Below are 12,757 nucleotides of genomic sequence, written 5' to 3' on the forward strand. Positions count from 1 at the left end.
AAGAGCGTGTGAGCGCACCGGCTTACACTGATCGTCGCCATCGCAGATCCATACTGGGCATCCTGCTTGCCCTGGGCGGCCTGGCTATCATTCTGGCGGCACTGCCGCTGGAACTGCCCGACTTGATGCCGCAGTACGTCGGCATCCACAGCGCGCTGGAAATCATGGCCATCGCCATGGCCTGCGTGGTCTTCGCCGTTGGCTGGAACAGCGACCAGCAACGCACCCCGCTGCCCTTGCTGCTGATCTCGATCGCTTTCCTGGGCGTGGCCCTGCTCGACCTCGGTCACGTCCTGTCATTCAGCGGCATGCCCGGCTTCATCACGCCGGCGGGCGAGGAAGAGACCATCCGCTTCTGGTTGGCCGCCCGCCTGCTGGCGGCGACGGCGCTGGCGGTCGCGATGTTCCTGCCCTGGCGCCAACCGCAGCATGGGCCCTGGTTCAGATGGGCCCTGCTGCTCCTGACCCTCGGCGCGGTTGCCGGCATCTACGCCGTCATTTCCGGCGCGCCCGGCGCATTTCCGACCCTGTTCAAGCCGGAGACCGGGCTGACCGCTGTCAAGATCGGGACGGAATACCTGGTCATTGCCCTGCACCTCGTGAGCGCAATCACCTTGTGGCTGCGACGCAATTCGCTCAAACAGGTCGATGTCGACGCACTGCTGGCGGCAATCCTGATCATCGCCATGAGCGAATTCCTGTTCACGCTCTACGCCACGGTCAGCGATTCCTACGCCCTGATCGGCCACATCTACAAGATCGCAGCCTACTTCTACCTGTTCCGGGCGCTGGTCATCGGCGGCATCGAAACACCCTACCGGGAACTGGCCGGTGCACGGGCCCGCCTGAAAGCGACACTCGAAGCCCTGCCCGACATGATTTTCGAGCTCGATCGCGGCGGCGTCATCCACCAGTTCCATTCACGCTACTCCGGGCTGCTTGCCCGACCCGAGGAGGCCCTGGGACGCTGCATCTTCGATTTTTTGCCCGCCGATGTCAGCGGCGTGCTGCGCGAACTGCTCGAGGACGTGCACCGCAACGGTCGATCCCGGCAGTACGAATACCGACTGGAACTCGATGCTGAGCAAAAGCATTTCGAGGCCGTCGGCAATCGCCTGGAGCCGAGCGAAGGCCCGGAAGAGCGCTTCATCGTGTTCATCCGGGACGTGACCGAGAGCCGGCGCCTGGCGCACGAGCTGCGCATCGCCGCGGCCGCGTTCGAATCGCAGGAAAGCATCTGCATCACCGACAACCAGCACCGGATCATTCGGGTCAACTCGGCGTTCACGCTCATTACCGGCTTCAACAGCGAAGAGACGATCGGCAAGCGCGCCGACTTCCTTCTGCCCCCCGGCGAGCGCGAACGCATCAATGCCACCATCGCCGAGTCGGTCGAGCACCGCGGCCGCTGGCGCGGCGAGGTCAGCCTCCTGCACAAAGTGGGTGAAACGCATCCCCAGCTGCTGCTGGTCACCGCCGTGCGCAGCAGTACGGGGGCAATCCGCAACTTCATCTACGACTACATCGACATCAGCGCACTGAAAAAGGCCGAAGTCCGAATGCAGCAGCTGGCCCTGTATGATCCGCTGACCGGCCTGGGCAACCGCCGGCTGCTGGAGCGCCGCCTGAAGGAAACGGTCGAGCACTGCCAACGGTCCGGCCAGTACGGCAGCCTCCTGCTGATCAACCTGGTCGGCTTCAAACGCATCAACGACGCCATGGGCATGAGCGCCGGCGACCGGCTGCTCATCGAGGTCGGGCAGGAGCTTCGCGAGATTGCCGGGCAGGATCAGGCGGCCTTTCGGCAGGGCGCCGACGAGTTCGCCCTGATCCTGCCAGCCGCGGGCAGCAGCTGGCAGGCGTCGGTCAGCTCGGTCAGCAGAATCGCAGATCGTGTCTTTTCGGCGCTCGACCGCGTCTACCGCATCCACGACCAGGACTACTTCAACCGCTGCCGGATCGGCGCCACCTTATTCAATGGAGAGAGCGTCGACAGCCTGGAAATCCTCAACCAGGCGGCCATCGCCCTGCACCAGGTCAAGACCCTGCCCGACCGGACCTTCAGCTTCTACGACGAGCGCATGCAGGAGTCCGTGGCGCAGGAACAGTCGATCGAAAGCGACCTGCGCCGGGCGATCCGGGAAAACCAGTTCGAGCTGTATTACCAGCCCAAGGTCGACAGCCAACGGCGCATCGTCGGCGCCGAGGCGCTGATCCGCTGGCACCACCCCGAGCGGGGCATCATCCAGCCGAGCGACTTCATTCCCACCGCCGAGCAAAGCGGCCTGATCACGCCGATCGAGAAATGGACGCTCGCCGAGGCCTTGAGCCAGTTGAGCCGCTGGCAGGCTTCGGAAGCATTTCGGGACTGGTCGCTGAGCGTCAACATCGCATCGAGCCAGCTCTACCGCAGCGACTTCGAATCCCACCTGACTGGCCTGCTCGACCAGCACCCCATCCGCAAGGACCGGCTGATCCTCGAGTTCACCGAAAGCACGCTGCTCCACGATATTCACGCGGCGAACGACAAGATCCGCTCGCTGGCCGCCCTCGGCGTGCGATTCGCCATCGACGATTTCGGCACGGGGTACTCCTCCCTGGCCTACCTGGGCCGTTTGCCCGTGCACGAACTCAAGATCGACCGATCGTTCATCCGCGACCTCGACAAGGCGCCCTACAACGCCGCCATCATCCGGATGATCATCGAGATGGCCCAGATCCTGAGCCTCGAAGTCGTCGCCGAGGGCGTCGAAACCGAAGCCCAGGTGCACTTTCTGGTCGAACAAGGCTGCCAACTGATGCAGGGCTTCCTGTTCGGCAAGCCCCGACCGGTCGCGGAGATCGAACGGCTAGTGGGCCATGCGGTCAATTAGGTAGCGCTCAGCCCTGACGTCCAGCGGTAGACGCCTCACGCATCGACATGAGACCTGGGGAGCCGCCCTACTTCGCCAGCCCCTGCCGCAACAATCCGGGCGCGTCTTGCGTACGCGGGTAGCAAATTTCCTACACGACGGCACGTCGGATTGCCATGTCAGGCTCTAAGCAAGCGCGGGCATGCTGTTGTTGAATCCACCAGCAGCAGGTCGACATCACCATGGGACTGGCAACCGTGCTTTCACGCGCCGCCGTCGGCATCGAGGCGCCGCAAGTGCTGTGCGAGGTCAACCTCTCTCCGGGACTGCCGCTGTTCAACATCGTCGGCCTGCCCGAAACCGCCGTGCGCGAGAGCAAGGACCGCGTGCGCGCGGCGATGAAGAATTCCGAGTTCGAACTGCCGTCGTGGCGCACCACCGTGTCGCTGGCCCCGGCCGACCTGCCCAAGGAAGGCGCGCGCTTCGATCTGCCGATTGCCGTCGGCGTGCTCGCGGCGTCGGGCCAGGTGCCCGATGATGATCTCGCCGAATGGGAGTTCCTGGGCGAGCTGTCGCTGACCGGGCGATTGCGCGCGGTCAAGGGCGCCCTGCCCGCCATCCTGCGCGCCCGCGAGCAGGGCCGAAAGCTGGTGCTGCCGCGCGCCAACGCCCAGGAAGCCGGCCTGGTGCGTGAGGCCGAAATCTACCTGGCCGAATCCCTGTGCGAGGTCGCTGAGGCCCTCAACGGCCGGCAGGCCCTGCCGCGGGCCGAGCCGGTCAGCGGTGACGAGCAACGCACCGGCCCCGACCTGGCCGACGTGCTCGGCCAGCACCGGTCGCGCCGCGCCCTCGAAATCGCCGCCGCCGGCGGCCACAATCTGTTGCTGATGGGGCCGCCGGGCACCGGCAAGACCCTGCTGGCCTCGCGCCTGCCCGGCATCCTGCCGCCGATGGACGAATCCGAGGCGCTCGAGGCGGCGGCCATCGCGTCGGTGGCCGGGCTGGAACTGCATCCGCCGACCTGGCGCCAGCGCAAGTTCCGCGCCCCGCACCACACCGCCTCCGGCGTGGCCCTGGTCGGTGGCGGTTCGAAACCGCGGCCGGGCGAAATCTCGCTGGCCCACGGCGGCGTGCTGTTCCTGGATGAACTGCCGGAGTTCTCCCGCCACGTGCTGGAGGTCTTGCGTGAGCCGCTGGAGTCCGGGCGCGTGGTGATCTCGCGCGCGGCCGTACAGGCCGAGTTCCCGGCCCGCTTCATGCTGGTGGCGGCCATGAACCCCTGCCCCTGCGGCTACGAGGGCGATCCGTCGGGTCGCTGCGCCTGCACCCCCGACCAGATTCGCCGCTACCGCGACCGCATTTCCGGCCCCTTGCTCGACCGCATCGACCTGCATATCGAGGTGCCCCGACAATCGCTCAAGGACCTGCCAACGGGCGAGCCGTCCGAAGCCGTGCGTCAGCGCGTGCTCGAAGCGCGCTCGGTGCAGGTCGATCGCGGCGGCGTCAACGCGGGGCTCGACGTAGCCGGCATTCGAGAGCACTGCATGCTCGATGAGCACCAGTCCGCCCTGCTGGAGTCGGCCTGCGACAAGCTGCGCCTTTCCGCGCGCGCCCACCATCGCATCCTGCGCGTGGCGCGAACCATCGCCGACCTCGACGGCAGCGATTGCATCCAGGCGCATCACCTCAGCGAGGCGATCGGCTATCGCCAGCTCGACCGCCGTCAGAGCAACTTCGCGCGTTCGGCCTGAACATCCCGTTCCGTGGACTGTCCGAGCGGTACCATAGACGATCGTTTACTCGGGAGATCCCATGGCGCTGGCGCCGAGACTGGTCTTGCTACTCACCCTGCTCGTTTCAGGGTTGGCACCGGCCGCAACCGTCAAGACCGAAGTATCCGGCGTTGAGGGAGAACTGCTGGCCAACGTGCGCGCCTCGGTGTCGCTGCTGCGGGCCGAGCGGTTCGACGACCTGGCGCTGTGGCGCCTCAGGCAGATGGCCGCGGAAGCCCGGGACGAGACCCGGATGGCACTGCGCCCGTTCGGCTTCTACAGCCCGCGCGTCCGGGTGCGGCTGACCGAACCGGAAAGCGACGGCGAGCCGTGGCGCGCGCAACTGAGCATCGACCCCGGCAAGCCGGTCGTGATCGACGAGGTCGACATCGAGCTGCGCGGCGACGGCAGCGACGACCCCGAACTGAGGCAGTGGCGACGGGAATGGCCGCTGACAAGCGGCGAGCGACTCGACCATCGTCGATGGGAGGCCGCCTGGAGAGGGCTGGAAGGGCTCGCCGAAGAACGCGGCTACTTCAAGGCCCGCTTCGACAGGCGCCGAGTGCGGGTCGACGCCGAGCGCGGCGAGGCCGACTTGCAAATCGACTTCGACACCGGCGCACGCTATCGCTTCGGCGACTTCCAGGCGCCGGAGCAGCCCTTCAGCGCCTCGCTGATGAACCGCCTGCATATCCTCGAGCCCGACGAGCCCTACAGCGTGGAACGGCTCGACCGCCAGCGCGAGGCCCTGGTTCGCTCGGGCCTGTTCGACCGTGTCGTGATCGAACCCGAACGCGACGACGAACGTGATCGCGTCGATCTCAACTATCGACTCGAGCCGCGCGAGCCCAATACCTGGCGGGCGACGCTCGGATTCGGCACCGACACCGGGGCGCGCATGCAGTTGGGCTGGACGCGCCACTACCTCGGATCGCGCGGCAACCGCCTGGAGGCCGCGCTTGGCGCACAGCAGCGCAACCAGGAATACGTGTTCCAGGCCGAGTACCGCCATCCGCGCGGCAACCGCCCCTCGGAGTTTCTCACCGCCGGCACCACGCTGCGAAGTGAGCAGGACAATTTCCGCTTCTACGAAGAGAATCGCGTCGAACCGGTTTTCGAAGCTTTCGAGGGCCGCCGCGAGCAGGCCGAGCTGACCTTCGGCCGAATGCAGGAGCGCGAGCTCTGGTCGGGCCGCTACGATCGCCTGGAAGAGCGACTGTTCGTCTCGATCCTCAACGAGAGCTTCGATGCGTTTCGCGAAGGCTCCTTCAGCACCGAGAACGAGGCGCTGATCGAGGCCAACCCGGAACTTCGCCCCTTCCTGAATACCGATACGCGCACGGTCGCCTTCGGCGGCCGCTGGCGCCTGCCCCGGATCGAAGGCAGCGGCTTCAACACCCGCGGATCGGTCGGGCGGGCGCACCTGATCGGCGCGCACGAATCGGCCGGCTCGGACGTGAGCTTCGCGCAGGCCTGGCTGAGCGGGCGCTGGCACCTGCTTTTCGGCGAGCGCCACAAGCTGCTGCTGCGCGGCGAGGCCGGCTACACCGAGGCCGAGACCCGCCGGCTGGATGTCGATCTCGGCGACCGCAGCCTCGACCTGACCCTCACCGACCTGCCCGAGCGCTATCGCTTCAAGACCGGCGGCGACCGCACGGTGCGCGGCTACGGCTTCGAGCAACTGAGCACCAACCGCAACGGTGCCAACCACCTGCTGGTCGGCTCGGCCGAGTACGAATACCGCGTCGGCGAGAACTGGTCGCTAGCGGCCTTTGCCGATATCGGCAACGCATTCAACGACTTCAACGATCGCAAGCTCAAGCGCGGCGTGGGCGTGGGCTTTCGCTGGTATACGATGATCGGACCGCTGCGCATCGACATCGCCCAGGCCCTCGACGAAGTCGACGAGCCCTGGCGGCTGCATTTCACCATCGGTACCCAACTGCTATGAAAAAGTGGCTGATCATTGTCGGGATTGCCGTCCTCGCCCTCGGCCTGCTGTTGGCCTCGGCCTGGCTGTGGCTCACGCGTAGTGAAGGCGGGGCCCGATGGACGCTGAATCAGGCGACCGGCGCCGTCGAACGGCTGGATTACGATTCGCTCTCCGGCGGCCTGCTCTCGGGCCTGAGGCTCGACGGCATTCGCTTCGAGCACGCCGGCGCGAGGGTCGACGCCGAAGAACTGGCGCTCGAGCTGCGGATCGATCTTTTCTCCGGGCCGCGCGTGGTCGTGCAGTCGATGCGCGGTGAAGGCATCGACATTTACCTGCCCGAGGCCCAGGAAACCGACGAGCCAGCGGCTGAGCCCTTCGACCTGTCGGCCCTGGCCAGCCCGATCGAAGTGGTGATCGACGAGCTCGCCCTGCGCCGGATCGCTATCCACGGCGAAGGCGAGCCGCTGCGCATCCAGAGCTTCGACCTGGCCGGGCGCTACGGCGACCGGCTCGAGATCGAGCAGCTTGCCGTCGTTGCCGATGCCGGACGCGCCACCGCCCAGGGCCAATGGGCGCTCGAGCGCCGCGGCAGCGGCCGGCTGGAACTCGACGCCAGCACGAAGCTCGACAACGACGCCGGGCAATCCGCCGCGCTCGTCGTCGAAGGCCGGATCGACGCCCTCGAGTTCGAGTTGAGCACATCCGGACCGGTCGCGCTCGATGGCCAGGGCCGCGTGCGCGGACTGCCCGGCGCAGCGGCGATCGAGGCCCAGTTCCGGGGCGGACTGACCGACTGGCCGGGGTTGCCCGTGACCGTGGCGGATCTTTCCTTTTCCCTCAGCGGCGAACCGAACAACTGGCGCGCCGAATCCAGCGCGCGCGTGAGCGGCGACGACATTCCCGCGGGCGATTGGCAGCTTGCCGTGTCCGGCAGCACGCAGGCGATGACGATCGAATCGCTCGAGGCGAACATCCTCGACGGGCGCATCAGCGGCGACGGGCGGCTCGACTGGAGCGAGTCGGCACCCGCTTCGAGCGCCCGATTGACGCTCGAGTCCCTCGACCTCACGCCGCTGTACCCGCAGTGGCCCAACCAGGGCCGCATCGGCGGCGAGCTGGTGGTGTCGACGCAAGCCGGCGTGATCGAGGTCGAAAGCCTCGAGCTCGCGGCCGATCCGGGCGACTTGAGCGTGACCGGCGCCGGACGCATCGACCCGGCCGGCGACAGCGTGGATGTCACGCTCGAATGGCAGCAGTTCGCCTGGCCACCGGTCACCGACGACAGTGAGCCGCTGGTGGCCAGCGAGTCTGGCCGTCTTCACCTGGAGGGCCGCATCAGCGACTGGCGCGCCGAACTCGACGCCATGCTCGACTCACCGCAGTCGCCGCCGGCGCGCATCGAAGCGCGCGCGAGCGGGTCGCGCGAAGCGGCCAATATCGAGCGGCTGACGATCGACGCCGGCGAGAGCGGCTCGCTCGCGCTCGACGGGCGCATCGCCTGGGCGCCGTCCCTTTCGGCCGGGGTGACGCTGGCCCTCGAGGGCTTCGACCCCGGGATATTCGTCAGCCAGCTTCCGGGCAGCATCGACGGAAAAGCCCGCATCGACCTGAGCCGGGACGAGCGCTGGCAGGCGACGATCGGACTCGAACGCCTGGGCGGCGAGCTGCGCGGCCAGGCGATCGAAGGCACCGGGCAACTCGCCTGGGTGGACGACCAGCCCGAGTCCGCCGACGTGACGCTCAGCCTCGGCGACAACCGGATCGACGTAAGCAGCAGCGAGGCCGCGACCTGGGAGGTGGCGCTCGAGGCCGTCTCCCTCGATCAACTCTGGCCGGCACTGGAAGGCGAAGCCGAGCTTTCCGGCAGCCTGGATCCCGCGGCGGGTCGTCTTGAACTCAGCGGCAATGTCAGTGCGCTGCGCTATGAAAACTACGACCTGGAACAGGCCGACCTGGTGCTCTCGCTGGCCTGGCTGGGTGAGCCCGAGGTGGACCTGGTCGCCCGGGCGAGCAACCTGGACCTGCAGCCCTGGGACCGCGTCGAAAAGCTGGAACTGACCCTGGTCGGAAGCTGCGCGCAACACCAGCTCCGATTCGAGTCCGCCGGAGCACGCGGCAACATCGACCTGGCCGCCGACGGCGGCCTGGCCGACTGCCTGGATGGCGAGCGCGAATGGCGCGGCCAGCTCACCCGACTGTCCCTGTTCGAGACCCTGGCAGGCGACTGGCGTTTGTCCGAAGCCGTGGACCTGGCTGCCTCGCAGCGGGGCGTACAGGCCCGGAACGCCTGCCTGGCCACGGCGGCCGATACCCCGGCCCGGCTTTGCCTAGAGGAACTCGAGGTCGGAGAGACCGGCCGGGTGCTGGCCAGCGTCGAGCAGGTGCCGATGGACCTCCTTCTGCTGCCCCTCGACCCGGTCTTTTCGCTGACCACGCCGCTGTCGGGCCGAATCGAGGCCGGCTGGGACAGCGCCGGCCTGTCGACAATGGATGGGCAACTCAGGCTCTCGGCCGGCGTCCTCAAGGCCATAGACGGCGAACAGGACCTGCTGGCGATCGACGGGGTGCAAGTCGATTTCGAACCCGGTGAAGGAACCGCGCTGGGCGTTACCCTGAACGCCCGCCTGGAAGGCGATACGGAGATCAACGGGCGGGCACGGCTGGCGGACCTGCGCCAACCGACGGACACCACCCTCGAGGGCGAGGCCCGGCTTGACCTCCCCGATATCTCCGCTTTTGGCCACCTGATCCCCAACGTCGACCGCATCGGCGGATCGGCCATGGGCCGGATCGAGATCACCGGTCCCGTGACCGGCCCGGCCATGAGCGGACGCCTGGCGATCGACAACGGTGAGCTCGCCCACGCCCCCCTGGGCCTGGATGTATCGGCCATCGCGCTCGAACTGTCCGGGTCTGCCGACCAGGCCAGCCTGCGGGGGCGGGCCGAATCGGGCGAAGGCGAGCTTCGCCTGGACGGCCAGGCCAGCCTGCTCGACGAAGGCTGGCGGCTGGAAAGCCGGCTCGAAGGTGAGCGATTCGCCTTCGCCGGCGCTGACTGGCTGGAACTGACAGCAAGCCCGCAGATCAGCCTCAGCGCGCAGCCCGAACGCGTCGACATCGACGGCGATATTCGCATCGATCGCCTGCGCGGCGGCCTGCCGCCGGGCGCGGCCGAGCGGGTCGCCGCCTCACCGGATGTCGAAGTCGTGGGCGAGGAAGCGGAAGACGACGAGACCGAGGCGGCGATTGAGCGCCGACGTGTCGAGGGCAGGCTGGGCATCGACCTGGGCGACAACGCCAGCCTGGCAACCGAGGGCTTTCAGACCCAGCTCGCCGGCGAGCTCGAACTGGTCTGGCGCGGTCCTGCCCGGCCGCAGGGCCGCGGCACGCTCCGTCTGCCCGAAGGCTCTTATCGCGCCTACGGGCAGAATCTGGAAATCAACGGCGGCGAGGTCATCTTCAGCGGCCAGCCCATCGACGACCCCCGCCTGGATATTCGCGCCGTTCGCGACATCTTCGGCGACCCCAAGGTCGAGACCGCCGGGGTCCACATCGGCGGCAGCGCGCAGCGACCCGAGATCGAGCTCTACACCGACCCGCCGACCAGCGACGAAAAGGCCCTGGCCTACGTCGTCACCGGTTCCGATTTCGACCACGCGGGCGGCCAGGGTGCGCTCAACGTCGGCTTCTACCTGCTGCCAAAGCTCTTCGTCAGCTACGGCGTGGGCCTGTTCGAGACCGGCAACGTGCTCTCGGGCCGCTACGAATTCTCGCGTCGCTGGGGCGTGCGCGTCGTTTCGGGTGAACGCGACACCGGCGTTGATCTAAGCTTTACCGTCGACAACTGACCCATTGACCCCGGCACGCTCCGGGCGGAGGCAAGGCATGCACCTATCGATTCTCAAAGCGTTCGCAGCCCTCGCGCTTTGCACGCTGGCCCTGCCGCTGGCGCAGGCGCGAGAGCCATCGGCCGAAGACGTCATGATGCGCGCCATCTCCGGCCAGGCACCGGAACCGGCCGGCCGCGACATCAGCTACTTCGACGGCGACGAAGCCACCAGCGGCTACCTGGCCCTGCCCGAGGGCGAGGGCCCGTTTCCGGCCGTCATCCTGATCCACGAATGGAACGGCCTGGTCGATCGTGTTCGACAAACCGCCGACGCCTTCGCCGAGCACGGCTACATCGCGCTGGCCGCCGATCTCTACGGCGGGCGCACCGGCTCGAACCGGGAAGAGAACATCGCGCTGATGCGCGAGGCGCGCTCGGACGAGCAGCGCATCATCGACAACCTCGACGCCGCCGTCGACTGGCTCAAGACCAACACGCCCACGACCGGCCGCATCGCCACGGTCGGCTGGTGCTTCGGCGGCGGCGTGGCCTTGTCCTACGCACTGGGCGGCCAGCACCACGACGGCACGGCAATCTTCTACGGCTCGCTCATCGACGACCCCGAACAGATGCAGCACGTGCACCACGAGGTCTACGGCACCTTTGCCGAAGAAGACACCGGCATTCCGGTCGACGAAGTCGAGACCTTCGTCACCGCCATGCGCGCGGCCGGCATCGACAACGACGTCCACATCTACGACGCCGTCGATCACGGGTTCTGGCTCTACACCGAGCGCGACACGGGCGATGCCCGCCCGGCGGCCGCCCACGCCTGGGAGCGGCTGCGCGCCTATCTCGACCGCACCATCGGCCCCGAAGAAAAGGAAGAAAAGGAGGAAGAATGAACGAACCCTGCCTTCAGGAACGCTACGCCCCGCACAACGCCTGCTTCGGCTGCGGTCCGGCCAATGACAAGGGGCTGCGCATCCGCTCGTTCGCGCAGTGCGAGCGGGTCGTGGCCGACTGGCAGCCGGAAACGCACCACGAAGCCTTCCCCGGTGTGATCAACGGCGGCATCATCGGCTCACTGCTCGACTGCCACATGAACTGGACCGCGGCCTGGCACCTGATGCAGTCGCAGGGCCTGGAAACACCGCCGTGCACGGTGACGATGGAATACGCCGTGAAGCTGCGCCGCCCCACCCCGTCGGACGGCCCCCTGCACCTGGAAGCCTGGGTCACCGACACCGACGAGAAGGGCATCGTCAGCGTCGAGGCAGAGCTCAGCGCCGGCGGCAAGGTATGCGACCGCGCGACCGGCCGCTTCGTGGCCGTCAAGCCGGGGCATCCCGCCTATCACCGCTGGTGATCGCGCTACACCTGGCCCCTGGACGAGACTGCAGGGGAATGCGCACGATGCCATAATCTAAAGCTTACAGGAGACGCGGAGACATGAGCATGAGGGTCAAACCCCTGATTTTACTAGGCACCTGCCTGTTGCTGGCCATTGCGCTGAGCGCCTGCCAGGAAAGCGTTGATTCCCCGGAGGACAACGGTGCATCGCCGGATTCCGGCCAGGCCCCTTCAGAAACCGGCGGCGAGATCGTCGAAGGAAACGACATGACCGACAGCGGACCCGACCGCCTGAGCCTGGAGGAAGCCGTCGAGGCGGCGCGCAAGGACCTGGCGGGACGAGAAGGAAAGGCGCAAGACGAGATCGAATTGCTGCGAGCGCGGGAGGTCACCTTTGCCGACGGTGCCCTGGGTTGCCCGGAAGAAGGGATGATGTACACGCAGGCCCTGGTCGAGGGCTATTACATCCTGCTGCGCAGCGGCGGCAAAGACTACGCCTACCACGCCGGGCGCGACGGCGAGCCCTTCCACTGCCCCGCCGATCGCAGCAAGGCCCCGCCCAAGGATTCGGGCCAGGACGACAACCTGTCCTGAGACCAAAAAAAACCCCGCCGCAGCGGGGTTTTGCCTTTTTGTCGTGAAGCGGTTCGCTTCAGGCGGGCTGCACGTTGGCAGCCTGCGGGCCCTTCGGGCCGTCCTGGATATCGAAGGACACCTTCTGACCTTCGGCCAGCGTCTTGAAGCCGCTGCCCTGGATGGCGGAGAAGTGGACGAAAACGTCCTTGCCGCCGTCATCCTGGCTGATGAAACCGAAACCCTTGGCTTCGTTGAACCACTTGACTGAACCTGTTGCCATGATCTTGCTACCTGTATAAAAAACAAAAAACGTACGTGCCAGGGTAGATGAGGATTGGATTTCGGCGAAGACCTGCCAATAAGGAGGGATCAACCTGAACTCGCAACTGCCATTTACCGCAGGCGCCGACCATTGTACGCCTGCTCGAGGACAATTGCCACA

At 67.0% G+C, this 12,757-nt stretch carries 8 protein-coding genes; 7 read left to right on the forward strand and 1 reads right to left on the reverse strand.

The window, feature by feature from the left end:
- The first annotated feature begins 8 nt into the window (after window positions 1–8).
- From ACDC67_RS12365 to ACDC67_RS12395, 7 genes are all read left to right on the forward strand, one after another.
- Entirely contained in the window at window positions 9–2,873 is a 2,865-nt protein-coding gene (locus ACDC67_RS12365) for a bifunctional diguanylate cyclase/phosphodiesterase (RefSeq protein ID WP_376693577.1), read from the forward strand.
- A gap of 221 nt (window positions 2,874–3,094) precedes the next feature.
- A complete protein-coding gene (locus ACDC67_RS12370) occupies window positions 3,095–4,603 on the forward strand; it encodes a YifB family Mg chelatase-like AAA ATPase (RefSeq protein WP_376693579.1) in 1,509 nt (502 codons plus the stop codon).
- A 61-nt stretch (window positions 4,604–4,664) separates the two neighbouring features.
- Window positions 4,665–6,575 (forward strand): autotransporter assembly complex protein TamA, encoded by a 1,911-nt coding sequence (locus ACDC67_RS12375; protein WP_376693581.1) that lies wholly within the window; start codon window positions 4,665–4,667, stop codon window positions 6,573–6,575.
- Window positions 6,572–10,405 (forward strand): translocation/assembly module TamB domain-containing protein, encoded by a 3,834-nt coding sequence (locus ACDC67_RS12380; protein ID WP_376693582.1) that lies wholly within the window; start codon window positions 6,572–6,574, stop codon window positions 10,403–10,405. The genes ACDC67_RS12375 and ACDC67_RS12380 overlap by 4 nt, the downstream gene beginning before the upstream one ends.
- Window positions 10,406–10,442: 37 nt before the next feature.
- The gene (locus ACDC67_RS12385; protein ID WP_376693584.1) at window positions 10,443–11,291 is read left to right on the forward strand and encodes a dienelactone hydrolase family protein; all 849 of its coding nucleotides are present in this window, start codon (window positions 10,443–10,445) and stop codon (window positions 11,289–11,291) included.
- Entirely contained in the window at window positions 11,288–11,755 is a 468-nt protein-coding gene (locus ACDC67_RS12390; RefSeq protein WP_376693586.1) for a PaaI family thioesterase, read from the forward strand. Before ACDC67_RS12385 ends, ACDC67_RS12390 begins: the two co-directional genes overlap by 4 nt.
- Window positions 11,756–11,844: 89 nt before the next feature.
- Window positions 11,845–12,333: a hypothetical protein gene (locus ACDC67_RS12395; RefSeq protein ID WP_376693588.1), complete on the forward strand. Its 489-nt coding sequence runs from the start codon at window positions 11,845–11,847 to the stop codon at window positions 12,331–12,333.
- Between the two features lie 58 nt (window positions 12,334–12,391).
- On the opposite strand, the gene cspE is transcribed toward ACDC67_RS12395, so the two are convergent.
- The gene (gene cspE, locus ACDC67_RS12400) at window positions 12,392–12,595 is read right to left on the reverse strand and encodes a transcription antiterminator/RNA stability regulator CspE (protein WP_164231516.1); all 204 of its coding nucleotides are present in this window, start codon (window positions 12,593–12,595) and stop codon (window positions 12,392–12,394) included.
- Between the last annotated feature and the right edge of the window lie 162 nt (window positions 12,596–12,757).

The sequence above is a fragment of the Wenzhouxiangella indolica genome (genome assembly GCF_042310355.1).
In the GTDB taxonomy this organism is placed as follows: Bacteria; Pseudomonadota; Gammaproteobacteria; order Xanthomonadales; family Wenzhouxiangellaceae; genus Wenzhouxiangella.